This is a genomic window from Bradyrhizobium sp. PMVTL-01 (assembly GCF_051861855.1).
Classification (GTDB): domain Bacteria; phylum Pseudomonadota; class Alphaproteobacteria; order Rhizobiales; family Xanthobacteraceae; genus Bradyrhizobium.
On sequence record NZ_CP193982.1, the window covers coordinates 4,057,970 to 4,081,611 of the forward strand.

At 65.5% G+C, this 23,642-nt stretch carries 25 protein-coding genes; 19 read left to right on the top strand and 6 right to left on the bottom strand.

From position 1 onward, the window contains the following. Positions 1-27 precede the first annotated feature (27 nt). A complete protein-coding gene (locus ACRQ5Q_RS19550) occupies positions 28-1,287 on the top strand; it encodes an adenylate/guanylate cyclase domain-containing protein (RefSeq protein ID WP_439399545.1) in 1,260 nt (419 codons plus the stop codon). A 144-nt stretch (positions 1,288-1,431) separates the two neighbouring features. Here ACRQ5Q_RS19550 and ACRQ5Q_RS19555 read toward each other — a convergent pair whose 3' ends face one another. Next, positions 1,432-2,676 (bottom strand): MFS transporter, encoded by a 1,245-nt coding sequence (locus ACRQ5Q_RS19555; RefSeq protein WP_439399837.1) that lies wholly within the window; start codon positions 2,674-2,676, stop codon positions 1,432-1,434. Between the two features lie 168 nt (positions 2,677-2,844). Here ACRQ5Q_RS19555 and ACRQ5Q_RS19560 point away from each other — a divergent pair, with 168 nt between their 5' ends. Beyond that, the gene (locus tag ACRQ5Q_RS19560) at positions 2,845-4,197 is read left to right on the top strand and encodes an Nramp family divalent metal transporter (RefSeq protein ID WP_439368548.1); all 1,353 of its coding nucleotides are present in this window, start codon (positions 2,845-2,847) and stop codon (positions 4,195-4,197) included. A gap of 115 nt (positions 4,198-4,312) precedes the next feature. On the opposite strand, the gene ACRQ5Q_RS19565 is transcribed toward ACRQ5Q_RS19560, so the two are convergent. The 3 genes from ACRQ5Q_RS19565 to hemB form a co-directional block, all read right to left on the bottom strand. Next, positions 4,313-5,089, bottom strand: coding sequence for an arginyltransferase (locus ACRQ5Q_RS19565; RefSeq protein ID WP_439368546.1), 777 nt, complete (start codon positions 5,087-5,089; stop codon positions 4,313-4,315). Positions 5,090-5,208: 119 nt separating this feature from the next. Then, the gene (locus ACRQ5Q_RS19570; protein ID WP_439399547.1) at positions 5,209-5,748 is read right to left on the bottom strand and encodes an RDD family protein; all 540 of its coding nucleotides are present in this window, start codon (positions 5,746-5,748) and stop codon (positions 5,209-5,211) included. A 260-nt stretch (positions 5,749-6,008) separates the two neighbouring features. Continuing rightward, positions 6,009-7,070 carry a porphobilinogen synthase gene (gene hemB / locus ACRQ5Q_RS19575; RefSeq protein WP_439399838.1) on the bottom strand — a complete coding sequence of 354 codons (1,062 nt, stop codon included), beginning with the start codon at positions 7,068-7,070 and terminating at the stop codon, positions 6,009-6,011. Between the two features lie 113 nt (positions 7,071-7,183). Here hemB and ACRQ5Q_RS19580 point away from each other — a divergent pair, with 113 nt between their 5' ends. From ACRQ5Q_RS19580 to ACRQ5Q_RS19635, 12 genes are all read left to right on the top strand, one after another. Beyond that, on the top strand, positions 7,184-7,681 hold the full coding sequence (locus tag ACRQ5Q_RS19580; protein WP_439368544.1) for a DUF6163 family protein: 498 nt from the start codon (positions 7,184-7,186) through the stop codon (positions 7,679-7,681). A 505-nt stretch (positions 7,682-8,186) separates the two neighbouring features. Beyond that, a complete protein-coding gene (gene ldtR / locus ACRQ5Q_RS19585) occupies positions 8,187-8,705 on the top strand; it encodes a transcriptional regulator LdtR (RefSeq protein WP_018320040.1) in 519 nt (172 codons plus the stop codon). Positions 8,706-8,895: 190 nt separating this feature from the next. Further along, a complete protein-coding gene (locus tag ACRQ5Q_RS19590) occupies positions 8,896-9,132 on the top strand; it encodes a hypothetical protein (RefSeq protein ID WP_439399549.1) in 237 nt (78 codons plus the stop codon). 37 nt (positions 9,133-9,169) lie between these two features. Next, positions 9,170-9,391: a hypothetical protein gene (locus ACRQ5Q_RS19595; protein ID WP_439368541.1), complete on the top strand. Its 222-nt coding sequence runs from the start codon at positions 9,170-9,172 to the stop codon at positions 9,389-9,391. A gap of 233 nt (positions 9,392-9,624) precedes the next feature. After that, the gene (glyA, locus tag ACRQ5Q_RS19600) at positions 9,625-10,923 is read left to right on the top strand and encodes a serine hydroxymethyltransferase (protein ID WP_439368539.1); all 1,299 of its coding nucleotides are present in this window, start codon (positions 9,625-9,627) and stop codon (positions 10,921-10,923) included. Positions 10,924-10,952: 29 nt separating this feature from the next. Beyond that, the gene (nrdR, locus tag ACRQ5Q_RS19605; RefSeq protein WP_011087793.1) at positions 10,953-11,435 is read left to right on the top strand and encodes a transcriptional regulator NrdR; all 483 of its coding nucleotides are present in this window, start codon (positions 10,953-10,955) and stop codon (positions 11,433-11,435) included. After that, positions 11,432-12,580, top strand: a complete 1,149-nt coding sequence (gene ribD, locus ACRQ5Q_RS19610; RefSeq protein ID WP_439399550.1) for a bifunctional diaminohydroxyphosphoribosylaminopyrimidine deaminase/5-amino-6-(5-phosphoribosylamino)uracil reductase RibD — start codon at positions 11,432-11,434, stop codon at positions 12,578-12,580. The genes nrdR and ribD overlap by 4 nt, the downstream gene beginning before the upstream one ends. 1 nt (position 12,581) lies before the next feature. After that, a complete protein-coding gene (locus tag ACRQ5Q_RS19615) occupies positions 12,582-13,205 on the top strand; it encodes a riboflavin synthase (RefSeq protein WP_439399552.1) in 624 nt (207 codons plus the stop codon). A gap of 123 nt (positions 13,206-13,328) precedes the next feature. Continuing rightward, a complete protein-coding gene (gene ribH / locus ACRQ5Q_RS19620) occupies positions 13,329-13,820 on the top strand; it encodes a 6,7-dimethyl-8-ribityllumazine synthase (RefSeq protein WP_211411519.1) in 492 nt (163 codons plus the stop codon). Between the two features lie 4 nt (positions 13,821-13,824). Further along, complete coding sequence (gene nusB / locus ACRQ5Q_RS19625; RefSeq protein ID WP_439368535.1) at positions 13,825-14,322, top strand: transcription antitermination factor NusB; 498 nt, start codon at positions 13,825-13,827, stop codon at positions 14,320-14,322. 138 nt (positions 14,323-14,460) lie between these two features. Further along, the gene (thiL, locus tag ACRQ5Q_RS19630; RefSeq protein ID WP_439399554.1) at positions 14,461-15,459 is read left to right on the top strand and encodes a thiamine-phosphate kinase; all 999 of its coding nucleotides are present in this window, start codon (positions 14,461-14,463) and stop codon (positions 15,457-15,459) included. Positions 15,460-15,692: 233 nt separating this feature from the next. Continuing rightward, positions 15,693-17,813 carry a sodium-translocating pyrophosphatase gene (locus ACRQ5Q_RS19635; protein WP_439368532.1) on the top strand — a complete coding sequence of 707 codons (2,121 nt, stop codon included), beginning with the start codon at positions 15,693-15,695 and terminating at the stop codon, positions 17,811-17,813. A 186-nt stretch (positions 17,814-17,999) separates the two neighbouring features. Here the strand turns inward: ACRQ5Q_RS19635 and ACRQ5Q_RS19640 are convergent, their stop codons facing one another. Further along, entirely contained in the window at positions 18,000-19,001 is a 1,002-nt protein-coding gene (locus tag ACRQ5Q_RS19640) for a Bug family tripartite tricarboxylate transporter substrate binding protein (RefSeq protein WP_439399839.1), read from the bottom strand. A 108-nt stretch (positions 19,002-19,109) separates the two neighbouring features. Further along, a complete protein-coding gene (locus tag ACRQ5Q_RS19645) occupies positions 19,110-19,595 on the bottom strand; it encodes an outer membrane protein assembly factor BamE (RefSeq protein ID WP_439368531.1) in 486 nt (161 codons plus the stop codon). A gap of 98 nt (positions 19,596-19,693) precedes the next feature. Here ACRQ5Q_RS19645 and ACRQ5Q_RS19650 point away from each other — a divergent pair, with 98 nt between their 5' ends. The 5 genes from ACRQ5Q_RS19650 (at position 19,694) to ACRQ5Q_RS19670 (ending at position 23,624) form a co-directional block, all read left to right on the top strand. Beyond that, positions 19,694-20,245, top strand: coding sequence for a ubiquinol-cytochrome C chaperone family protein (locus tag ACRQ5Q_RS19650; protein WP_439368529.1), 552 nt, complete (start codon positions 19,694-19,696; stop codon positions 20,243-20,245). Further along, the gene (locus ACRQ5Q_RS19655; protein WP_439399556.1) at positions 20,242-20,811 is read left to right on the top strand and encodes a YceD family protein; all 570 of its coding nucleotides are present in this window, start codon (positions 20,242-20,244) and stop codon (positions 20,809-20,811) included. Before ACRQ5Q_RS19650 ends, ACRQ5Q_RS19655 begins: the two co-directional genes overlap by 4 nt. Before the next feature lie 298 nt (positions 20,812-21,109). Further along, positions 21,110-22,171 (top strand): phosphate acyltransferase PlsX, encoded by a 1,062-nt coding sequence (gene plsX / locus ACRQ5Q_RS19660; RefSeq protein WP_439399558.1) that lies wholly within the window; start codon positions 21,110-21,112, stop codon positions 22,169-22,171. Continuing rightward, positions 22,168-23,148, top strand: a complete 981-nt coding sequence (locus ACRQ5Q_RS19665) for a beta-ketoacyl-ACP synthase III (RefSeq protein WP_439399560.1) — start codon at positions 22,168-22,170, stop codon at positions 23,146-23,148. Before plsX ends, ACRQ5Q_RS19665 begins: the two co-directional genes overlap by 4 nt. A 134-nt stretch (positions 23,149-23,282) precedes the next feature. Beyond that, positions 23,283-23,624, top strand: coding sequence for an integration host factor subunit alpha (locus ACRQ5Q_RS19670; protein ID WP_439368524.1), 342 nt, complete (start codon positions 23,283-23,285; stop codon positions 23,622-23,624). Positions 23,625-23,642 lie beyond the last annotated feature (18 nt).

A 23,642-nucleotide genomic window follows, 5' to 3' on the forward strand; every position in this document is an offset into this window, starting at 1 on the left:
GGTCACGAATGCACGGCATAATGGCGTATGCAATTGACCTCGCGCCTCGCGCTGATGAACTGGCTGACCGGCCAGGGGCTCACGGGCCTGCCTGAAAACGAACTGCTCCGCGGCTTTTGCGAGCGCTGCTGCGCCGAGGGCCTGGAACTGTCGCGCGGGATGGTCGTGATCGACACGCTGCATCCGATCTATGAGGGCCGCGGCTTCCGCTGGAGCGACCGTCCCAGCAACGAACGCGACGCCTTCGAATACGGTTCGACCGCCGAGGGCGACGCGGCCAAGCATTGGCGCCGCTCGGTGTTCTTCCACATGCTCGAGCATGGCCACGACGAGATGCTGATCGATCTCGCCGACGCGGAGGCGCTGGATTTCTCGCAGATCGGCGAGCTCGCCGAGAAGGGCCACAAGCACTATCTCGCCTTCGTGCATCGCTTCGGCGAGAACGGCGCGCTCGGCCTGATGGACTGCCTCTATTCCTGCTGGACCACGCGCCGCGACAGCGGCTTCAGCGAAGCCGAGCTGGAGTCCCTGCGCGATCTGGTGCCGGTGCTGGGGCTCGCGATCAAGTCGGCGCAGCAGGTTGACATCGCGCGCACCCTGGGACGGGTCTATCTCGGCCGAGGCGCCTCGGAGCAGGTGCTGGGCGGCCGCATCTCACGTGGCGTCACCGAGCGCATCAACGCCGTGCTGTGGTATTCGGATTTGCGCGGCTCGACCGGGATCAGCGAGAGCATCGGCCCGGACGAGATCATTCCCTTCCTCAACGACTATGCGCAGGCCGTGATCGACGCGATCCACGACGCCGGCGGCGACGTCCTGAAGCTGATCGGCGACGGCGTGCTCGCGATGTTCACGGGCGAGGACATGGCGCATGCGCGGCGCGCGGCGCTTCGCGCCGAGCATCTGTTCCGCCAGAACGTCGCGGCGCTGAACGCGCGCCGGGCGGCCGCCGGCCGTCCCACCACCTCCGCCTATATCGGCCTGCATGTCGGCGAGGTCTTCTACGGCAATATCGGCAGCGAGGACCGGCTCGATTTCACGGTGGTGGGCCCGACCGTGAACGAGGTCAGCCGCATCGCCTCGATGAGCCGCTCGGTCGATCGCGAGCTGTTGGCATCAGCGGAGTTCTACAAGGGCCTGGATGCCGCCGGCCGTCGCTATCTCGTCTCCACCGGCCGCTACGCACTGCGCGGCATCGGCCGTGCGCAGGACCTCTACACGCTCGATCCCGAGGTCGAGGCCAGCGAGCCGGTGACGGGGAGCTATGAGCGGTATCTGGCGGGATAGGCCCGACTGCTTGCGCGTACTCCCGTCATTGCGAGGAGCCCTTGCGAGGAAGCAATCGAGACTGTTTCCGCGGAGTTCTGGATTGCTTTCGCCTTCGCTAAAGCTTCGGCGGACAAGTCGCTGCGCGCGCAATGACGGTGGCGCCTAACACCCCATCGCCACCTCATCCCCCACCATATCCGGCTGCCGGTCGAGGGTTGCCGCCGGCGACAGCAGGATCACCAGCGCCTGCGCGCCGAACACGGCTGCTGCGAGATAAAGGCACGCCTCCGCGCTCCAGAGCCCGCCGACGATTGCGCCGAGGGCCGAGCCGAGCGGGCGGGCGCCGTAGCTCATGATGTTGATGGCGGAGACGCGGCCGAGCAGGCGCGGCGGCGTCACCGACTGGCGCAGCGTCGTGGTCGAGATCACCCAGAGTATCGGGCCGACGCCGAGCAGGAAGAAGCTCAAGCCCGCAAGCCAGGGCGAGGGGACCAGCACCGTCAGCGCCATCACGACCGAGGCGATGAAGCCCGTGACCGGGCCGAGGCCGACGACCGTGCCGAAGGCAATGCGCTGCATCACGCGCGTGGCGAAGAGCGCGCCGATCACCATTCCAACACCGTACATCGTGAGCACCGTGCCGACGCCGGTGGCGGTCAGGCCGAGATGACGCACGGCATACGGCACGAACACCGCGATCTGCAGAAACCAGCCGGTGTTGAAGATGAACTGAGTGATGAACACCGGTCGCAGCAGCGGATGGTGAAACACGAAAGCCGCGCCTTCGCGGATCTCCTGGAATGGATGGCGCCGTGGCATCGGCGCGCGGGCGGGCTCGTAGATGCCTGAGAGCAGCACCACGGCAATCGCCGACAGGGCCGCGGCAAAGCCGAAGGCGAGGCTTGCTCCCCACCATCCGACCAGCACGCCGCCGAGCGCCGGCCCGCTTGCGAAGGCGATGGTGCGTGCAAGCTCGATCCTTGCATTCGCTGCGGGCAACAGGTCCGCGCTGACCAGCGAGGGCACCAGCGCCGGCGCAGCGACGCTGTAGACGACGGTGCCGCACACGGCAGCGAAGCCGAGCAGTGCCAGCAGCGGCAGATTGAGCGCGCTCAGCGCGAGGAGGAGCACGATGGCCCCAAGGGCTGCGGCCCGCAGCGCCTCGGCCCCCGCCATCAGCGCGCGCCGCGAGATGCGGTCGGCGAGCAGGCCGGCCGGAATGGCGAACAGCACGAAGGGCAGGGTGAGCGCGGTCTGCAGCACGCCGGTCTCGCCCTCGGCGACCCCGAGCGTCAGCACGGCGACGATCGGGGCGGCGGCCAGTGCGATCTGCTCGGCGGATTGCGCCGCGAGATTGGACCAGGCGAGGCGGCTGAAGATGTCAGGGAGGCGCGGCGAATTTGAAATGGCTCATTTCCTGCAAAGTCGGAACGGCGCCAGCATTCGCTTCCGGCACGGCAAAACCCACCCGGTTTCCGACAGGGCGGGCAAAAAGCGGCCGTCCCGGGGAACTGATGCGGCTAGATGCAGTTGCAAATGAGTTGCAATAAGGTTTGACTTCGGTATTCTGGCCGCATGGATGCCCGCTCGCCCGACCTGACCCCCGAGACCGCCGGCTGGCGTACCGACGCGCCAACCACCAAGAGCCTCGCAGAGGTGAACGCCACGGTCGCCATTCCGGCCGCGGCCCAGTGGTGGCGACGGCTGCTCGCCTTCGTCGGTCCGGGCTACCTCGTCTCGGTCGGCTACATGGACCCCGGCAACTGGGCGACCGACCTCGCTGGCGGCTCGAAGTTCGGCTACACGCTGCTCTCGGTCATCCTGCTCTCGAATTTGATGGCGATCCTGCTGCAGTCGCTCGCGGCGCGGCTCGGCATCGTCACCGACCGCGATCTCGCGCAGGCCTGCCGCGCCACCTACTCGCCGGCGGTGAACTTCCTGCTCTGGCTCGCCTGCGAGGCCGCGATCATCGCCTGCGATCTCGCCGAGGTGATCGGCACCGCGATCGCGCTGAAGCTGCTGTTCGGCATTCCCCTGATCGGCGGCGCATTGCTCGCCGCGCTCGATGCGTTCCTGCTCCTCATCCTGATGAACCGCGGTTTCCGTTTCCTGGAAGCCTTCGTCATCGCGCTGCTGGCAGTGATCGCGGCGTGCTTCGTGGTGCAGATCGCAGCAGCGGCTCCTCCGGTCGCGGAGGTCCTGCGCGGCTTCGTGCCGAAGAGCGAGATCTTCACCAATCCGGAGATGCTCTACATTGCGATCGGCATCATCGGTGCCACCGTGATGCCGCACAATCTCTATCTGCACTCCTCGATCGTGCAGACGCGCGCCTATCAGCGCAACGACGAAGGCCGCCGCGAAGCGATCAAATGGGCGACGACGGACTCCACCATCGCGCTGATGCTGGCGCTGTTCATCAACGCCGCGATCCTCGTCGTCGCTGCCGCGACCTTCCACAGAAGCGGCCATTCCGACGTCGCCGAGATCGGGCAGGCGTTCGAGCTGCTGTCGCCGCTGCTTGGCCTCGGCATTGCCTCGACGCTGTTCGCGGTGGCGCTGCTTGCCTCGGGCCTCAACTCGACGGTGACGGCGACGCTCGCCGGCCAGATCGTGATGGAGGGTTTTCTCGACCTGCGCCTGCCGAGCTGGGCGCGCCGCCTCTTGACGCGCGGCATCGCGATCATTCCGGTGATCATCGTCACCGCGATCTATGGCGAGCGCGGCACGGCGGATTTGCTGGTGTTCAGCCAGGTCGTGCTGTCGATGCAGCTGCCCTTCGCCGTTATCCCGCTGGTGCGCTTCGTGTCCGACCGGCGCAAGATGGGCCAGTTCGCGATACCGGTGTCCGTCGCCGCGATCGCCTGGATCGTCGCGGGCGTGATCGTGATTCTGAATGTGAAGCTGCTGGCCGATACGTTGTTCGGATGACCACGCAGCGCTGTCGCTGCCCGGGCGACCCAGTAGAGGCAGTCGTGATTGAACCGAGAAGCCGCGGCGTGCTGGATGCCCGGTCAGGCCCGGTCAAGCCGGGGATCACAGAAAGCTAATCCTGCGGCTCGGATGCCGTATCGCCCTGCGCGTCGATCCGCAGCCAGCCTGACGGGGCAAGGCGCTGCTGCGGCAGGAAACGGGCCTTGTAGTCCATCTTCTTGGAGCCTTCGATCCAGTAGCCCAGATAGACGTAAGGCAGGCCCTGACGTCGCGCGCGGGCGATGTGGTCGAGGATCATGAAGGTGCCCATCGAGCGGCTGACCTGGCTCGGCTCGAAGAAGGAATAGACCATCGAGAGGCCGTCGCTGAGCACGTCGGTGAGCGCCACCGCGATCAGCTCCTCGCCGCGGCCGGTGATGCCGCTGTCGGGGCCGCGCTTGCGGTACTCGATGATACGGGTCTCCACATGGCTGTCCTCGACCATCATGGCGTAGTCGAGCACGGTCATGTCCGCCATGCCACCATGGCGGTGGCGGGCGTCGAGATAGGCGCGGAACACCGAATATTGCTCGGAGGTCGGTACCGCGCTGCGCTGCTCGCCGATGATGTCGGCGTTGCGTGCGATCACCTTGCGGAAGTTGCGCGAGGGGCGGAACTCATTGGCGATGACCCGGACCGAGACGCAGGCACGGCACTGGTCGCAGGCCGGCCGGTAGGCGATCGACTGGCTGCGGCGGAACCCGCCATGGGTCAGGAGGTCGTTGAGGTCACCGGCGCGGTCCCCCACGAGGTGCGTAAACACCTTGCGCTCATGCCGGCCCGGCAGATACGGGCAGGGCGAGGGCGCCGTGAGGTAAAACTGGGGGGTGTCGCGCGAGTGTTGGGTCAAGGGACGTCGTGGGCCTCCGAAGTGAGTATCAGCATCGCGCTACGGAAGCTCTCGGTCAATCGGTCTGCTCGGCAGGTCAGATACGTCAGCTTAGTCGGTGCTGGTTGACAGGTCCTTGATCAATACGGTCTGGCCGTTTGCGGCACGGGTGCGCGGACGGAATTGTTGATCACGACCGTTCCCAGCACGAAATCGTGCAGCAGGCGCCGACGGCCGTTGAACAGGGCCAGCAGCACGAAGGGCGACAGGAATGACACCGTCACCCAGAACAGCACGGCATGGGTGGCGCCCAGCACGAAATAGCCTGATGCCCCGTACCAGGTGCGCAGTTCCAGATCCATGACCCGCATGCCGATGGTGGCCGAGGACGGCCCGCCGATGCAGGCGCCATAGTAGATGATGGCCCAGATCACGGAGGCCGGCCACGCCAGCCAGAACAGCGCCCAGCCGAGGCCGAGCGTGACCACGCCGAACAGGGCGATGAAGATGTAGCCGAGGATAACGGGAACGGAGATCACGACCATGTCGATCAGGAACGCGAACACGCGCCGCGTCGCGACGCCGCGGAACAGTTCCGGGTGCAGGTACGGATCGTAGGCGTGCGGTTGCATGGCGCCGTCATTGCGCCAGGCGCCTGAATTACCCGAGTCGTACGCCATCGTCCGTTCTCCAGCGAAGCCCCGTCGCAGCACATGGGAACAGGCTATCCCCCTGCCAAGGGCGCGCGGGCGTCAACAAGCCGAAAATTTCCGGCGATTCGGGGGCGGCGGGTCGGCAGTCCTGTAGGGGAGCAAAGGCGCGTAGCGCCGTGCGCGCACCATTGCCCGCTGTCGTGCACGATGGGTGGAGCGGTGGGCACGCTTTCGCCTTCGCTCTTCGAGCTATGGCGGACAAGTCGCTTTGCCCACCCGACGGCACCTTATCCTTGGCTGCGCAGCTTCTCCGCCGCCTTCGGTGCAAAATAGCTCAGCACACCGTCGGCGCCGGCGCGCTTGAAGGCGAGCAGGCTCTCCATCATCGCACGTTCGCCGTCGAGCCAGCCATTGTTGCCCGCCGCCGCGATCATCGCGTATTCGCCGGAGACCTGGTAAGCGAAGGTCGGCATCGCAAAGGTATCCTTCACGCGCCGGACGACGTCGAGATAGGGCATGCCCGGCTTCACCATCACCATGTCGGCGCCCTCGGCGATGTCGAGCTCGACCTCGCGCAGCGCTTCGTCGGTGTTGGCGCTGTCCATCTGGTAGGTGCGCTTGTCGCCGGTCAGCGTCTTGGCCGAGCCGATCGCGTCGCGGAACGGACCGTAGAAGGCGGAGGCATATTTCGCCGCATAGGCCATGATCTGCACGTCGAGCAGGCCAGCGCGGTCCAGCCCCTCGCGGATCGCGGCGACGCGACCGTCCATCATGTCGGAGGGGGCGATGATGTCACAGCCGGCTTCGGCCTGCACCAAGGCCTGGCGCACCAGCACCGCGACCGTCTCGTCGTTCAAAATCTTGCCGTCGGAGACCAGGCCGTCATGGCCGTGGCTGGTGAAGGGATCGAGCGCGACGTCGCAGAGGATGCCGATCTCCGGAAATTCCTTCTTGATTGCGCGCACCGCCTGGCAGACGAGATTGTCTGGATTGGTGGCCTCCGAGCCCTCTTCGTCGCGCAAGGAGGGGTCGGTATAGGGAAACAGCGCGATGCAGGGGATGGTGAGCTTCATGGCGCGCTCGGCCTCGCGCACGGCCTGGTCGACGCTGAGACGGTCGACGCCCGGCATCGAGGCAACCTGCTCACGCTTGTTGTTGCCGTCGATCAGGAATAGCGGCCAGATCAGATCGTCGGTCGTGAGGACGTTCTCGCGCACCATCCGCCGGGCCCATTCAGCCTTGCGGTTGCGGCGCGGGCGGACGGTCAGATCGAGGGCAGGAGAGGCTGCGCCGCCATCCCGGCGCGACACCTCGCGCAATTCGATCGGACGCCCGTATTTGATCGCCATCATTCTTCCTCCGGCTGGAATTATTCTTATACCAGCTCGCATGGTTCCCGTCACCGCGGCTTCACCTGTGGCAGCCGATTGATTTTGCGGACCGGAGCAGTCAGAAGGGTCCCATGTCCGAGATCTCCACCCGCGATGCGGCCCGTGACAATGCCAGGGACGCTGCCCGAGACAATGCTAGAGAGAGCGCACTCTCGGTGGCGGCGATCTCGTCGGAGCGGCCCGAGTCCGACGACAATGTCTGGACGCGGCGGCTGGTGCTGTTCCTGCGGGTGATGGCGCTGCTCTCGATCCTCAAGGGCCTCTATCACTGGGCGCAGGTGACGGGCTTCGTCGGCGGCGAGGACGAGGCGTTCGAGAACCAGTCGATGGCCTGGCAGGGCGCGACCGTCTACTTCGCCGTGATCGAGCTCGTCGCCGCGGTCGGCCTGTGGCTCGCCACGCCATGGGGCGCGGTGGTGTGGCTGACGACCGTGGTGTCGATGGCGGTGATCGAGCTGATGTTCCCGGGAATCTACGGCGGCAGCCTGGTCGTGGTTGGAGTCGAGGTCTTCATGCTCGCTGCTTATCTCGCGCTCGCCTGGATGGCAGCGCGCGAACGGCCGCCGTAGGAAGACACCTTACGATACGCAAATGCTCTCGAGTCCCGGACGCGGCGCAGCGCGCCGCACTTGCGGCGTGATGCGTTGCAGGGCCGGGGGCCATGTCTCCGCGATCTCGCTTTAGGGCTTGCTTCGTCCCGGCGCTGCGCTTGTCCCGGACACGAGAGTGTTGCGATTGGTTGACCGCCGGTTGCCTCGAATTTGCGGTAAGTTTTCACTAACCAGCCGGTTCCGCCACAGCCGTTACGCGCCCGTTTCGAAACGGGGCGGGGCTGTTCTGGAATGCGACAGTTGCGGCGGACGGAGGGTGAACAGGACCTTGTGAAGGTCAACAGAGGGTTGCGAAAAGTCCTTGTCGCACAGGCTTAATCCGCAATTCACTGTCTTAAATTCATGATCTCTTTATTCTCTTATTTAAGCCGATCTTCAAACGAGCCCCTTAAGTTGCACCTATCGGACGGGACACAAGTTTCGTCGAATAAGTGTCGATAAAAACGACAACAGGGGAAGTGTCATGATGAAAGCCGTCGCAACTGCGGCAGATACCGCAGAGCGCGTCTCCGGCCAGCAGGGTTCGGTGCAGTCGCTCTATCTGGAAGCTTTGACTCTGGTGGAGCGGCTGCATCGCCGGCTCCTCGACGTCATCAAGGACGAGTTCGATCGCCGCGGCCGCGCCGACATCAACTCGGTGCAGGCGCTGCTGCTCTACAACATCGGCGACAAGGAGCTGACCGCCGGCGAGCTGCGCACCCGCGGCTACTATCTCGGCTCCAACGTCTCCTACAATCTGAAGAAGCTCGTCGAGCTCGGCTTCCTCGATCATCAGCGCTCGCGCGTTGATCGCCGCTCGGTGCGCATCCGCCTGACCCCGCAGGGCCAGGAAGTCCGCCGCATCGTCGACGCGCTCTACCAGAAGCACGTCAAGACGGTCGAGCAGGTCGGCGGCATCTCGGGCGAGGAGTTCTCGACGCTCAACAAGTCGCTGCACCGTCTCGAGCGGTTCTGGACCGACCAGATCCTGTACCGCCTCTGAGTTCCAGGGGAAGGCCAAGCCGGCCCGACAACAAGACCGGCCAGCCTCCCGGATGTGCCTGACTTCCCCCAGCGCATCGGCCCGGCTTGCCCGGACCGGTGCGTTTTGACGTTGTGCAGGTGCGAAAAATGCCCGCGCGTGCGGAACCGGGTCGCCGCATTGTCGTTAGTTCTCTGGATCGGAGGATGCCATGCCGGGCGGGCGCGGGTTGCAGGCCATGAACGTCGAACTCGTGAGCGATGCCTACGCCATCGCCGCGAATTACCTCCGCCGCTCCGGCGCAATCCCGGATACACTCGTCACCAACGAACGTCTGCTCGAGATCATCATCAAGCTGCTCCAGCACGGCGAATTCAACAAGATCAGGCTGGCCAACAAGGCGATCGCCCGGTTCAAAACGCAATCCGAGGCCCGCGCGGTTGCCTGATCAAGACTCCCGAGATCCGACAGAACCAGAGGGTGCAATGGAAGCTGCCATCGACCGCATCATGCAGACCTATGACCTGCTCGCCAACCGCACGGCGGCGGCCAGCGAGGAGGCGCGCGAAAAGGTGACGAACTACCTCGCTACGCTGATGGAAGCGGGCGAGACGGACCCGCACAGGTTGACGGTCTGTGGCCTGACCTATTTGCGCCAGCTCGACGGCAGCGTGGACCCCGTGAAGGCGGGGTATACCGGCCTATAGCTTTTTGGGGTCCAAAACGGTCCCTTCCGGGAGAACGACGACCAGGGCGGTTCCAGAAAACCGTCCTGCCGTCCAAATTCCCGGTCCCCACCATATCTTGCATAAATATCAGGCCCGACCCGCAAATGCTTGGCCGAGGGCGGGCGATGTGGTAGATCGCGCGTGCTTCCGATCGCCACACCAGACCCGCCCGTAGCCCGCCAAAAGGCTGCGGCGGTGGAGATATTCGCAAGATGACCCTCGCAAAGACCGCCTCCGCGCCCGATTCTTTTTTCACCGCCACGCTCGAGCAGGCCGACCCGGAAATCGCCGCCGCCATCAAGGGCGAGCTCGGCCGGCAGCGCCATGAGGTCGAGCTGATCGCCTCCGAGAACATCGTCAGCCGGGCCGTGCTGGAAGCGCAGGGTTCGGTGATGACCAATAAGTATGCTGAGGGTTATCCGGGCGCGCGGTACTACGGCGGTTGTGAGTGGGTCGACGTCGCCGAGAACCTCGCGATCGATCGCGCCAAGAAGCTGTTCGGCGCCAACTTTGCCAACGTGCAGCCGAACTCCGGCAGCCAGATGAATCAGGCGGTGTTCCTGGCGCTGCTCCAGCCCGGCGACACCTTCATGGGCCTCGACCTCGCGGCCGGCGGCCATCTCACCCACGGCTCGCCCGTCAACATGAGCGGCAAGTGGTTCAAGGCCGCGCACTACACCGTGCGCCGCGAGGACCAGATCATCGACATGGATGCGGTGCAGAAGCAGGCCGAGGAGGTCAAGCCGAAGCTGATCATCGCCGGCGGCTCGGCTTATTCGCGCGCCTGGGATTTCAAGCGTTTCCGCGAGATCGCCGACAGCGTCGGCGCGTATCTGCTCGTGGACATGGCGCACTTCGCCGGCCTCGTCGCAGGTGGAGTGCACGCCTCACCGGTGCCGTATGCGCACGTCACCACCACGACGACGCACAAGTCGCTGCGCGGTCCGCGCGGCGGCCTGATCCTCACCAATGACGAGACGCTCGCCAAGAAGCTCAACTCGGCGATCTTCCCGGGCCTGCAGGGCGGCCCGCTGATGCACGTGATCGCGGCGAAGGCGGTGGCCTTCGGCGAGGCGCTGCGTCCTGATTTCAAGGTCTATGCCAAGAACGTCGTCGAGAACGCCAAGGCACTGGCCGAGGCGATGAAGAGCCACGGGTTCGATATCGTCTCCGGCGGCACCGACAATCACCTGATGCTGGTCGATCTGCGGCCGAAGGGCCTGAAGGGCAACGTCTCGGAGAAGGCGCTGGTCCGGGCCGCCATCACCTGCAACAAGAACGGCATTCCGTTCGATCCCGAGAAGCCCTTCGTCACTTCGGGCCTGCGTCTCGGCACGCCCGCCGCGACCACCCGCGGCTTCGGTCTCGCCGAATTCCAGCAGGTCGGCGGCATGATCGCAGAGGTCCTGAACGCGATCGCGCAGTCCGACGACGGCAAGGCGCCGCTGGTGGAAGCGGCGATCAAGGAACGGGTCAAGGCGCTCACCGACCGGTTCCCGATCTACCAATAACGCCAAGGTAAACTGATCAAGGCAAGCGGATGCGGTGCCCGAACTGCAACAGTCTCGATACGCAGGTAAAGGACTCGCGTCCGACCGAGGACTCGTCCGTGATCCGCAGGCGGCGCGTGTGCGTCGCCTGCAATTTCCGCTTCACCACCTTCGAGCGCGTGCAGCTGCGCGAGCTTACGGTGATCAAGCGCAACGGTCGCCGCGTGCCGTTCGACCGCGACAAGCTGATGCGCTCGGTGCAGATTTCGCTGCGCAAGCGGCAGGTGGAGCCGGAACGGGTGGAGAAGATGGTCTCCACCATCGTGCGCGAGCTCGAGACCGGGGGGGAGGCCGAGATCTCCTCGGAGGTGATCGGCGAGACCGTGATGGAGCATCTGCGCACGCTCGACGACGTCGCCTATGTGCGCTTCGCCTCGGTCTACCGCAATTTCCGCGAAGCCAAGGATTTCGCCGACGTGCTCGGCGAGCTCTCCGGTGAGGAGGAAGCGCGGCTCGCCGCGATCCGCAAATGATCTTCCGCATCCTGGAGGATCAGTTTGCGCAGAAGGCCCGCGAGGCCAAGGACGCTGACCGCCGTTTCATGGAGCTTGCGCTGGCGCTGGGTAGACGCGGGCAGGGGCGCACCTGGCCCAATCCGGCCGTGGGCGCCGTGATCGTGAAGGACGGCGCCATCGTCGGCCGCGGCTGGACGCAGCCAGGAGGACGGCCGCATGGCGAGCCCGAAGCGCTGCGGCGCGCGGGCGAGGCGGCACGCGGTGCCACGCTCTACGTCACGCTCGAGCCGTGCTCGCATTTCGGCAAGTCACCGCCGTGCGCCGATGCGGTGATTGCAGCCGGCATCAAGCGGGTGGTTGCGGCGATCGAGGATCCCAATCCGGAAGTGGCGGGCAAGGGTCATGCGCGCCTGCGCGCCGCCGGCATCACGGTGGATGTCGGTCTGCGCGCGGCCGAGGCCGCGTTCGACCACGCCGGCCATTTCCGCCGCATCCGCGACAAGCGCCCGCATGTGATCCTGAAGCTCGCGGTCTCGTCTGACGGCAAGATCGGCGCGGCCGGCGGCAAGCCGCTTGCGATCACCGGCGAGGCGGCGCGCAATCGCGTGCATCTCTTGCGCGCGCACAGCGATGCCATCCTGGTCGGCATCGGCACGGTGCTGGCGGACGATCCGCAGCTCAATTGTCGCCTGCCGGGCATGGCGGACCGCTCGCCGGTGCGCGTGGTGCTCGACCGGAACCTGCGCATTCCGGCATCGAGCCAGCTTGTGCGCTCCGCGCGCGAGACACCGCTTTGGGTGATCGCTTCCGAGCTTGCGGAAGCGGCCGCCGCGACGCGCCTTGGCGCGGCCGGTGCGCAAATCATGCGCATGCCTCCCGGCAGTGCATCCGGGTTCGATCTGGCGGCCGTGCTGCATGCGCTGTCCGAGAAGGGCATCACGCGGCTGATGGTCGAAGGCGGCAGCCGCGTTGCGGCTTCGTTCGTCGCGGCCGATCTCGTCGACGAGATCTGGCTGTTCCGCGGGGCGGAAGCGGTCGGCGAGGGCGGCGTCGATGCGCTCGATGCATCGCCCCTGTCGAAAATCACGCAGTCGCAGGCCTACAAGGTTCATGCTAGCGAGACATTCGGCCACGATACTCTCACCATCTACGAGCGCGCCTAACATGTTTACCGGCATTGTCACCGATATCGGCGAGATCGTCAGCTTCACGCCGACGGCACAGGGCCAGTTGCACCGGCTGCGCATCGCCTGCAGCTACGATCAGACCACCATCGCCGACGGCGCCTCGATCGCCTGCAACGGCGTCTGCCTGACGGTGGTTGCCTCGGGCGTTGCGGACGGCAGGGACTCCAAGCAAAGGACCTGGTTCGACGTCGATGCCGCCGCCGAGACGCTGGCGCTGACGACGGCAAAGCACTGGAAGCTGGGCACGAAGCTCAACCTCGAGCGTGCGCTGAAGATCGGCGACGAGCTCGGCGGCCATATCGTTGCCGGCCATGCCGATGGCATCGCGACCATCGTCAGCCGAGAGGACCTGCCCGATATGGCGCGGTTCGTGCTCTCGACCACGCGCGAGCTGGCACGGTTCATCGCCACCAAGGGCTCGATCACGCTCGACGGCGTCTCGCTGACGGTGAATACGGTCGACGACGTGACCTTTTCGGTGCTGATCATCCCGCATACGCTGACGGTCACGACCATCGGCAGCTGGAAGGCGGGGGCCGAGGTCAATATCGAGGTCGACCTGATGGCCCGCTACGCGGCGCGGCTAACGGAAATGAAGTGACGGCAGAGCCGTCATTCCGGGTTCGGCTCGCCGAGCGGCCCCGGAATGACAGTGTCTTTAAAACTTGGCTTACATGCTTCCGGCGACTACATAGCGCCGACCCCTTTCGAAACGGATGGAACGATGGCAGACGCGCGGCGCGCACCCCTGAAGGACCAGACCGACATTTCCGGCGCACGGGCGCTGATTGTCGAGGCCCGGTTCTACGACGATCTCCAGGACGCGCTTCTGGAGGGCGCGGTGGCCGAGCTGAAGGCAGCCGGCCTGACGCACGACGTCATCACGGTTCCCGGCGCGCTGGAGATCCCGGCGGCGGTGGCCATCGCGGTCGATGCCGCGGCGGCGAACGGCAAGCCCTATGACGCGGTGATCGCGCTCGGCTGCGTGATCCGCGGCGACACCATCCATTTCGAGATCGTCTCGCAGGAATCCTCGCGCGCGCTGATGGACCTCGCCGTGGCGCGCAAGCTGCCGCTCGGCAATGGCATCCTCACCGTCAATAATGAGGACCAGGCCTGGGCGCGGGCGCGTGCCAGCGAGCTCAACAAGGGCGGCGATGCCGCGCGCGCGGCGCTTGCGATGCTGCGTATCAAACGCCGCCTGGCGCGGGCCTAAAGAGATGGCTGACAACATCAAGAAGCCGGCGGGGCTTAACGAGAAGAAGGCGAACCGGCGCGGTGCCGCGCGGCTTGCGGCTGTCCAGGCGCTGTACCAGATGGACATCGCCGGGGCCGGCATCAACGACATCTTCGCCGAGTTCGAGAGCCACTGGCTCGGCAACGAGGTCGAGGGCGACACATATCTGCCGGCGGAAGCCGCCTTCTTCCGCGACGTCGTCTCCGGTGTCGTGCGCGACCAGAAGAAGCTCGATCCCCTGATCGACGAGGCGCTGTCGAAAGGCTGGCCTCTCAAGCGGATCGAGGCGATCCTGCGTGCAGTGCTGCGGGCCGGGGCTTACGAACTCGAGCATCGCAGGGACGTCCCGGGCCGCGTCGTCATCTCCGAATATGTCGATGTCGCCAACGCTTTCGTCGACCGCGAGGAGACCGGCATGGTCAACGCCGTGCTCGACCAGATCGGCCGCCAGTTTCGCGGCGACGAGTTCGGGCGGGGGTAGACCTACAGTCCCCTGTCATCACCCGCGAAGGCGGGTGACCCAGTACGCCGCGGCAGCGGTTATTGATATCAGGCGTCTCGGCCTACTGGATCGCCCGGTCAAGCCGGGCGATGACAGTGGAGTTTGGGGCTAGCGCCGATGACGAACACACCGGAAATTTCCGCCGAAGACTCCCTCATCGCGCGCTATTTCAAGCCGCTGGCGAGCGATCCCGGCGCGTTCGGGCTGGTCGACGACGCGGCGGTCCTGTCTTCATCCGGCGACGACGTCGTCGTCACCACCGATGCCGTGGTCGAGGGCGTGCATTATCTTGCCACCGACCCTCCCGACACGATCGCGCGCAAGGCGCTGCGGGTGAACCTGTCCGATCTCGCCGCCAAGGGCGCTGCGCCTGCCGGCTTCGTGCTGACGCTGGCGCTGCGCAGAAAGGAGGACTCCTGGCTCCGGCCGTTTGCGGACGCGCTGGGCGAGGACGCCACGGCGTTCGGCTGCCCGCTGCTCGGGGGCGACACGGTGTCGACGCCGGGACCGCAGATGATCTCGATCACCGCATTCGGCCGCGTGCCGAAGGGACGGATGGTCGGCCGCACCGGCGCCAGGGCCGGCGACCGCATCCTGGTGACGGGTACGATCGGCGATGCCGCGCTCGGTCTCGACGCGCTCACCGGCGGCGCGGTGGCTGCGGCACTCATGTCTGATCCCGCTGCACGGGATTTGCTGGTCTCGCGCTATCGCGTGCCGCAGCCGCGCAACGTGCTGGCGCAGGCCGTGCGCGACCATGCGTCGGCCGCGATGGACGTCTCCGATGGCCTCGCCGGCGATCTGACGAAACTCTGTGCGGCGTCCGGCGTCTCGGCCACGGTCGACGTGGCGAGCGTGCCGCGCTCGGCTGCCGCGGCGGGACTGATTGCCCGGGACGTCGTTGGTGTCGAGACGTGGCTTGCCGGAGGCGACGATTACGAGGTCCTGTGCACTGTTCCACCGGCGCAAAGCGATGCGTTGATCGCAGCCGGCCGGGCGGTGGGCCTTCCTGTTGCCGCGATCGGCACGATCGTCGCAGGCCACGAGCGGCCACGCTTCCTGGACGGGCAGGGGCGGCAACTGACCTTGAAGCGGCTGTCCTACAGTCACTTCTAGCAAATTGCTCGAAACCGGCATCCTTGTTCTAAGGACCGGTCTAAATACTTGCCGAGATCGGTCTTTTCGGCCTGATCCGGCGTTGCACGCTCAATTTGATTTTGGCAAGCTTGTGACCGACTGGAGCCGCCCCTTCGGGAAAGGGGCGGCTTTGTTCAACATCAAGGCGCCGCACCGCACGACGGACAACAAAAGGCGCCGGGGGTACATCAAGGATCTGAGGCAAAAATCACATGACAGCATTATGGTTGATAGTGCTCTGCGGAGTGCTTTCCGTCGTCTACGCGATTTGGGCGACGTCTTCGGTGTTGGGCGCGGATGCGGGGTCGCCGCGCATGCAGGAGATCGCAGGCGCGGTGCGCGAAGGCGCACAGGCCTATCTCCGGCGCCAGTACACCACGATCGGTATCGTCGGCATCGTCATCTTCGTGCTGCTTGCCTATTTCCTCGGCCTCTATGTCGCGATCGGTTTTGCCATCGGCGCCGTCCTGTCGGGGGCGGCCGGATTCATCGGCATGAACGTCTCGGTCCGCGCCAATGTGCGTACCGCCCAGGCTGCGACGACGTCGCTGGCCGGCGGTCTCGAACTCGCCTTCAAGGCGGGTGCCATCACGGGCTTGCTGGTAGCCGGTCTCGCGCTGCTGGGTGTGACCCTCTATTTCGGCTTCCTCGTCCACTCACTGAAGCTCGCGCCCGACAGCCGCACCGTGGTCGACGCCTTGGTGGCACTCGGTTTCGGCGCCTCGCTGATCTCTATCTTCGCCCGTCTCGGCGGCGGAATCTTCACCAAGGGGGCAGACGTCGGCGGCGACCTCGTCGGCAAGGTCGAGGCCGGCATTCCCGAGGACGATCCGCGCAACCCCGCGACCATCGCCGACAATGTCGGCGACAATGTCGGCGACTGCGCCGGCATGGCCGCCGACCTGTTCGAGACCTACGCGGTGACCGCGGTCGCCACCATGGTGCTCGCGGCGATCTTCTTCGCCAAGACGCCGATCCTCGCCAACATGATGACGCTGCCGCTCGCCATCGGCGGGATCTGCATCATCACCTCGATCATCGGCACCTTCTTCGTCAAGCTCGGGCCGAGCCAGTCGATCATGGGGGCGCTCTACAAGGGCCTGATCGCGACCGGCATCCTGTCGCTGATCGGCATCGGCGGCGTGATCTACGCCCTGATCGGTTTCGGCAAGCTAGACGGCGTCGACTACACCGGCATGGCGCTGTTTGAGTGCGGCGTGGTCGGCCTCGTCGTCACCGCGCTGATCATCTGGATCACCGAATACTACACCGGAACCGACTATCGGCCGGTGAAGTCGATTGCCCAGGCCTCCGTGACCGGTCACGGCACCAACGTGATCCAGGGTCTTGCCGTCTCGATGGAGGCGACCGCGCTGCCCGCGATCGTCATCATCGCCGGCATCCTGATCACCTACAGCCTGGCCGGTCTATTCGGCATCGCGATCGCGACCGCGACCATGCTGGCGCTGGCGGGCATGATCGTGGCGCTCGACGCCTTCGGTCCCGTCACCGACAACGCCGGCGGCATCGCCGAGATGGCTGGCCTGCCGAAGGAGGTGCGGAAGTCGACCGACGCGCTCGACGCGGTCGGAAACACCACCAAGGCGGTGACCAAGGGCTACGCGATCGGCTCCGCCGGTCTCGGCGCCCTCGTGCTGTTTGCGGCCTACAACCAGGACCTCAAGTTCTTCGTTGCGGGGTCCGGGCAGCATCCCTACTTCGCCGGCGTCAATCCGGACTTCTCGCTCAACAACCCCTATGTGGTGGTGGGCCTCTTGTTCGGCGGTCTGTTGCCGTATCTGTTTGGCGCGATGGGCATGACCGCGGTGGGCCGTGCGGCCGGCGCGATCGTCGAGGAGGTGCGACGCCAGTTTCGCGAGAAGCCGGGCATCATGCAGGGCACCGACAAGCCCGACTACGGCAAGGCGGTCGACCTGCTCACCAAGGCGGCGATCAAGGAGATGATCATCCCCTCGCTGCTTCCGGTGCTGTCGCCGATCGTCGTCTACTTCCTGATCTACGCGATCGCGGGCGGCGGCGCGGCCGGCAAGTCGGCGGCGTTCTCTGCCGTCGGCGCAATGCTGCTCGGCGTGATCGTGACGGGCCTGTTCGTCGCGATCTCCATGACATCGGGCGGTGGCGCCTGGGACAACGCCAAGAAGTACATCGAGGACGGCCATTTCGGCGGCAAGGGCAGTGATGCCCACAAGTCCGCGGTGACCGGCGACACCGTCGGCGATCCCTACAAGGACACGGCGGGCCCCGCGGTGAACCCGATGATCAAGATCACCAATATCGTGGCCCTGCTGCTGCTCGCGATCCTGGCGCACTGAGCGGCAATAACGAGACAAGAGAAAACCCCGCGGCGCGAGCCGCGGGGTTTTTGTTTGGTGGCTGCGCGCTCTCACCTCCGTCATTGCGAGGAGCTGTTGCGACGACGCAATCCAGTGTCTTTCCCTGGAGAGATTCTGCTTCGCTGCGCTCGCAACGACGAAGGAGGCAGTAGTGTTCGCGCGTGCCTACTGCACATCCATCTGCAAGCCTTCCTTCTGGATAATGCCGGCGAACTTCTTCGTCTCGGCGTCCACGAAGGCGGCGAACTGCTCCGGCGTGCCGTAGTCGGCGCGCGCGCCCATGGTGGCGATCTGCTTCTTGACGTCCTCGCGCTCCAGCATCGCCTTGATTTGTAGATTGAGCGCATTGAGCACCTCGGGCGAGACGCCCTTGGGCAGGAAGACGGCGAACCAGGAAGACACGTCGAAGTTCGCCAGCTCCGGCGCGCTCTCGCGCATGGTCGGCAAATCCTTCGCGAGGTCGCTGCGCTCGGTCGTGGTGACGCAGAGACCGTTCAGCGTGCCGTTCTGCACCTGCGGCAGGCTCGGATAGAGATTGTCGAACAGGATCTGGATATCGCCGGCGAGGGCCGCCTGCAGTGCGGGTCCGGCGCCGCGGAAGGGGATATGCGTCATCTTCAGCCCGGTGAGCTGGAGGAACCAGGCGCCGGTGAGGTGAGGGCTCTGGCCGACGCCGGAGGAGGCGTAGCTGAGCTTGTCCGGATTGGCCTTCAGATACGCGATCAGCTCGGGAATCGACTTGATGCCGGTCTTCGGATGCGCCGACACGATGTTCGGGATCCGGATCATGTTCGAGACCGGCTGAAGCTGGTCCGGCTTGTAGGTCAGGTTCTTGAAGATGCTGTAGGCGATCGCGTTCGGGCCGGGGTTGCCGATCAGGATGGTGTGACCATCGGGCTTGGCGCGGACCACCTCGGCGGTTCCGATCGTGCCGCCACCGCCGGAGCGGTTCTCCACGACGGCCGACTGGCCCCAGGCGGTTTGCAGGTGCGCGGCCAGGAGCCGGCCCATCACGTCGGTCGAGCCGCCGGCCGCGGCCGGCACGATCAGACGAACGTTTTCGGTGGGCTTCCAGTCCGCCAGGCTCGATCGCGGCAGAATCGCCGCCGCCGACAGGCCGGCAACGCCGGCAAGCACGCGGCGGCGGGACAACAAAATGTTCTGAATTTTCTTGGACACGAATCCACTCCCAGCTTCTTGTTTTGCTGGGAGCCTAGGGAACCCGCTGCGCAACGGCAAGTCGCGACCGGCGGCACGACGCCGCAGGCTGAAGGCTCAGTTAAAGCTGAGCAGCTTGAACAGCGGCGCGAGGTAGCTCATCTCCTGGCCCGACGTCGGCGTGGTGCGGCTGATGAAGTCGAAGATCTTGCCGTCCTGGAGGCCGTAATTCGCCAGCCGGCGCACGCGCCGGTTCTTGTCGAAATAGATCGCGATGACGCGTTGATCGACCACCCTCTGGTTCATGAACGCCACGGGACGCTCCGAGCGCTGCGAGATGTAGTAGAACACCTCACCATCGAGCGTCGCGACGGTGGAAGGCGTGCCCATGACGATCAGCACCTGGTCCTGGCTCGCGCCGATCGGGATCTGCTCCAGCGCGCCGGGCGGCAGGATGTACCCTTTCTGGAATTGCTCGCCGGTGCATGCCGCAAGCGCCACGCCGACCAATGCCGCCGCGGCCGCCAGGCGCAGGCCGCGCCAGCGTGCATGAAGGCCGCGCCGCGTGTCCGCGCGCAGGCCGGTCTGATTCGTTATCGTCATAGCGGAACTGATTCCGTCCCCTTGCGTCGCGCGAGGCGCTGAAGTACCGGGCGGAGGCTCTGAATGCAACACGCGCGCGCCCGCTTGCGGAAACCACAATGCTTTGGCCGTTCAATCACTTCAGGAAACCCCGGCTAACCCCGCCGGGCACCATTGAAGCCATCTATGGCATGATCGTGACGCAGGCGCGAGAACCCCTATTTTACCGCGACTTGGGCGTCCCGGACACGGTTAACGGGCGTTTCGACCTGTTGCTGCTGCATCTGTGGCTGCTCTTGCGCCGCCTGCGCACGGTCCAGCACGCCACGGAGCTGTCTCAGGCGCTGTTCGATCGCTTCTGCGAGGACATGGACGACAATCTGCGCGAGATGGGGGTCGGCGACCAGACCGTGCCGAAGCGGATGCGGGCCTTCGGCGAGGCATTCTACGGCCGCGTCCAGGCGTACGACCAGGCCGTGGAGAGCGAGGGCGACGCGCTGGCGGCGGCGATCTGCAAGAATATCTTGAATGGCGCCGGCATGAACCAGGCTCGGCAGCTCGCAGCCTATGCCAGGGCCACCGAGGCCGATCTCGGCCGGACCGACGAGGCCGCACTGCTCGGTGCGTCGTTCAAATTTCCGCCGGCGTTCAGGGAGGATGTCACGCCATGAGCCGAGCCAACACCACATCCTCGCCCGATCCGTGGCGGGCGCCCGTCATCGTGGCGCAGATCCCTGACACCGGGCTGCATCGCGAGCTCGAGGCATCGGCGGCCGAGCGGCAGGCCATGGCGGAGCTCGCGGGCCTCCGGGAGATCCTGTCCGCGCACGCCAGCTTCGACGTCGTGCCGAAGAGCGGCGGCCGGGTTCAGGTCACCGGGCAGGTCCGGGCCCGGATCGGCCAGACCTGCGTGGTCACGCTCGATCCGATCGAGAGCGAGATCGACGAGGAGGTGGACCTGATGTTCGCCCCCGAGGCCGAGGCGCGGCGCCTCGCCGACCTGATCGAGGAGGGGCAGGACGATGAGGAGCCGCCGGAGGTCGCAGATCCGCCGGAGGCCATTCTCAATGGTGTCATCGACCTCGGCCGGCTCGCCACCGATGCCCTGTTCCTGGCGATCAATCCCTATCCGCGCAGGGAGGGGGCCGTGTTCGAGGCGGAGGTCACCGCCCCCGATCCGGAGGACCATCCGTTCGCGGTGCTGAAGGCGCTTCAGGACAACAAAAAGAACCGGTAGCTGCCGATTCCCCGTGAGACCGCTTGCCACGGCGCAGGAGGCGTCTGCGGCAGTGGTTTGAGATTCAGATTTATCTGTTTGATTTTGATGCAATTTCCGGCGGATTTGCTGATCCGCCGCCGGATCGCCCTGAAAGCAAAAGGCTGGGGGCAAGAGGTTGTTTCGGGATAACAAAACGCTATTGTCGCGCCCCGGTCCGGGTGCGGCGTGGCGCTGGGCCGGTCGCCATGTCCATGGCGAACCCATTTTGCGGCCCCGCTCGTTCATGACCGCACCAGACCAGGTTTCCAGGACTTTCATGCCCAGCAAGGTTCGTATCGCGCTTGACGCCATGGGGGGCGATGACGGCGCCGCCGTGGTCATTCCAGGCGCGGCCATCTCGCTTGGCAGGCATCGCGACACCGAGTTCCTGCTGGTCGGCGACCGGGCCAAGATCGAGCCCGAGCTCGAGAAGCATCCCCAGCTCAAGGCCGCCTCGAAGATCATCCATACCGACGTTGCCGTCAGCATGCACGACAAGCCCAGCCAGGCGCTGCGCCGCGGCCGCAGGACCTCCTCGATGTGGCTGGCCATCGACGCGGTGAAGAAGGGCGAGGCCGACGTTGCGGTCTCCGCCGGCAATACCGGGGCGCTGATGGCGATGTCGCGCTTTCATTTGCGCACGCTGCCCGGCATCGATCGCCCGGCCATCTCCGCGATATGGCCGACCAAGCGCGGCCAGTCCGTCGTGCTCGACCTCGGCGCCACCCTCGGCGGCGATGCGCACCATCTGGTGTCACTGGCCGTGATGGGCGCGGCGATGGCGAGCGTGCTGTTCAACAAGACGCGGCCCACGGTCGGCCTTCTCAACATCGGGGCCGAGGAGATCAAGGGGCACGAGGAGATACGCGAGGCCAGCGAGATCCTGCGTGCGCGGAACCTGCCGGAGCTCGACTATGTCGGCTTCGTCGAGGGTGACGGCATCGGCAAGGGGCTGGCCGATGTGATCGTGACCGAGGGTTTCAGCGGCAACATCGCGCTCAAGACCGCCGAGGGAACCGCACGGCAGATGGCGGAGCTGCTCCGCAACGAATTGCAGCGGAGCTGGTTGTCAAAGCTGGGCTATCTCTTCGCCCGCAATGCTTTCCAGGCCCTCCGCGACAAGATGGATCCCAATAAATCCAATGGCGGGGTGTTCCTGGGTTTGAAAGGCGTCGTGGTCAAGAGCCATGGCGGAATCAACGCCGAAGGCTTTGCCTACGCGATCGATGTTGGCTATGACATGGTCAAATTCGATCTCCTGAACAAGATCAATCAGATGCTCAACCGCGAGGGTGGTGCACTCAGTTCCGTGCAGGCCGCGCAGGAGGCTGTTTCGTGACGAAAATTCGTTCGGTCGTGCTCGGCTGCGGCTCCTACCTGCCGGAGCAGGTGGTGACCAACGCCCAATTGGCGGCGCGTATCGACACCTCCGACGAGTGGATCGTCCAGCGCACCGGCATTCGCGAGCGGCACATCGCGGCCGAGGGCGAGTTCACCTCGCATCTCGCCATCAAGGCGGCACAGGCGGCGCTCAGCGATGCCGGGGTGGATGCGCAGTCGATCGAGTTGATCGTGCTGGCGACCTCGACTCCCGACAACACGTTCCCTGCAACGGCCGTGGCCGTGCAGCACGGGCTCGGCATCAACCATGGCGCGGCCTTCGACCTGCAGGCGGTGTGCTCGGGCTTCGTGTTCGCGCTCGCGACCGCCGACAATTTCCTGCGCACCGGCGCCTACAAGCGCGCGCTGGTGATCGGCGCGGAGACCTTCTCGCGCATCCTCGACTGGAACGACCGCGGCACCTGCGTGCTGTTCGGCGACGGCGCCGGCGCGGTCGTGCTGGAGGCGCAGGAGCAGCCGGGCAATGCCGCGACCGACCGCGGCATCGTGACCACGCATTTGCGCTCCGACGGCCGCCACAAGGCAAAACTGTTCGTCGATGGCGGGCCGTCCTCGACCCAGACCGTTGGCCACTTGCGCATGGAGGGCCGCGAGGTCTTCAAGCACGCGGTCGGCATGATCACCGACGTGATCGTCGATGCCTTCCAGGCGACCGGGCTCAATGCCGACGGCATCAACTGGTTCGTGCCGCACCAGGCCAACAAGCGAATCATCGACGCCTCCGCCCACAAGCTGCACATCGCGCCGGAGAAGGTGGTGCTGACCGTGGACCGTCACGGCAACACCTCGGCCGCCTCGATCCCGCTGGCGCTGGCGGTGGCGCGCAAGGACGGCCGCTTAAAAAAGGGCGACCTGGTTTTGCTGGAAGCGATGGGCGGCGGTTTCACGTGGGGCTCGGCGCTGGTGCGCTGGTAGCGCCACAGTCAATAAAATTTTGCCGGGGTCGGCGCCGATTATCGATGCGTCTGCATTGATGAGCGCTGTTGACCGCCGTATCGTAACCTCATAATTTCAGACAACAATTGTTCGCCGTGATGTGGGGCAGGGCGATGACCGATCACAGTAAAACCGTAACGCGTGTCGATCTCTGCGAAGCCGTTTACCAGAAGGTGGGCCTGTCGCGGACGGAGTCGTCCGCATTCGTGGAACTCGTGCTGAAGGAGATCACCGACTGCCTGGAGAAGGGCGAGACGGTGAAGCTGTCCTCGTTCGGTTCCTTCATGGTGCGCAAGAAGGGCCAGCGTATCGGCCGCAATCCGAAGACCGGCACCGAGGTGCCGATCTCGCCGCGCCGCGTCATGGTGTTCAAGCCGTCGGCGATCCTGAAGCAGCGGATCAATGCGCAGCACCGCACCAACGGCGACGGCAGCAAGGTTCAACCCGAGGCGTAACCGCCTTTCGGAAAGGAT

Coding starts and splice junctions, on each gene's coding strand:
- ldtR (WP_018320040.1), top strand. CDS start 8,187: ATGATGAAAGCCGTCGCAACTGCGGCAGATACCGCAGAGCGCGTCTCC.
- ACRQ5Q_RS19635 (WP_439368532.1), top strand. CDS start 15,693: ATGACAGCATTATGGTTGATAGTGCTCTGCGGAGTGCTTTCCGTCGTC.
- ribD (WP_439399550.1), top strand. CDS start 11,432: ATGATCTTCCGCATCCTGGAGGATCAGTTTGCGCAGAAGGCCCGCGAG.
- ACRQ5Q_RS19595 (WP_439368541.1), top strand. CDS start 9,170: ATGGAAGCTGCCATCGACCGCATCATGCAGACCTATGACCTGCTCGCC.
- ACRQ5Q_RS19650 (WP_439368529.1), top strand. CDS start 19,694: ATGCTTTGGCCGTTCAATCACTTCAGGAAACCCCGGCTAACCCCGCCG.
- ACRQ5Q_RS19645 (WP_439368531.1), bottom strand. CDS start 19,595: ATGACGATAACGAATCAGACCGGCCTGCGCGCGGACACGCGGCGCGGC.
- ACRQ5Q_RS19615 (WP_439399552.1), top strand. CDS start 12,582: ATGTTTACCGGCATTGTCACCGATATCGGCGAGATCGTCAGCTTCACG.
- ACRQ5Q_RS19560 (WP_439368548.1), top strand. CDS start 2,845: ATGGATGCCCGCTCGCCCGACCTGACCCCCGAGACCGCCGGCTGGCGT.
- glyA (WP_439368539.1), top strand. CDS start 9,625: ATGACCCTCGCAAAGACCGCCTCCGCGCCCGATTCTTTTTTCACCGCC.
- ACRQ5Q_RS19570 (WP_439399547.1), bottom strand. CDS start 5,748: ATGGCGTACGACTCGGGTAATTCAGGCGCCTGGCGCAATGACGGCGCC.
- hemB (WP_439399838.1), bottom strand. CDS start 7,070: ATGGCGATCAAATACGGGCGTCCGATCGAATTGCGCGAGGTGTCGCGC.
- ACRQ5Q_RS19590 (WP_439399549.1), top strand. CDS start 8,896: ATGCCGGGCGGGCGCGGGTTGCAGGCCATGAACGTCGAACTCGTGAGC.
- nusB (WP_439368535.1), top strand. CDS start 13,825: ATGGCTGACAACATCAAGAAGCCGGCGGGGCTTAACGAGAAGAAGGCG.
- ACRQ5Q_RS19655 (WP_439399556.1), top strand. CDS start 20,242: ATGAGCCGAGCCAACACCACATCCTCGCCCGATCCGTGGCGGGCGCCC.
- ribH (WP_211411519.1), top strand. CDS start 13,329: ATGGCAGACGCGCGGCGCGCACCCCTGAAGGACCAGACCGACATTTCC.
- ACRQ5Q_RS19580 (WP_439368544.1), top strand. CDS start 7,184: ATGTCCGAGATCTCCACCCGCGATGCGGCCCGTGACAATGCCAGGGAC.
- nrdR (WP_011087793.1), top strand. CDS start 10,953: ATGCGGTGCCCGAACTGCAACAGTCTCGATACGCAGGTAAAGGACTCG.
- ACRQ5Q_RS19550 (WP_439399545.1), top strand. CDS start 28: ATGCAATTGACCTCGCGCCTCGCGCTGATGAACTGGCTGACCGGCCAG.
- plsX (WP_439399558.1), top strand. CDS start 21,110: ATGCCCAGCAAGGTTCGTATCGCGCTTGACGCCATGGGGGGCGATGAC.
- thiL (WP_439399554.1), top strand. CDS start 14,461: ATGACGAACACACCGGAAATTTCCGCCGAAGACTCCCTCATCGCGCGC.
- ACRQ5Q_RS19670 (WP_439368524.1), top strand. CDS start 23,283: ATGACCGATCACAGTAAAACCGTAACGCGTGTCGATCTCTGCGAAGCC.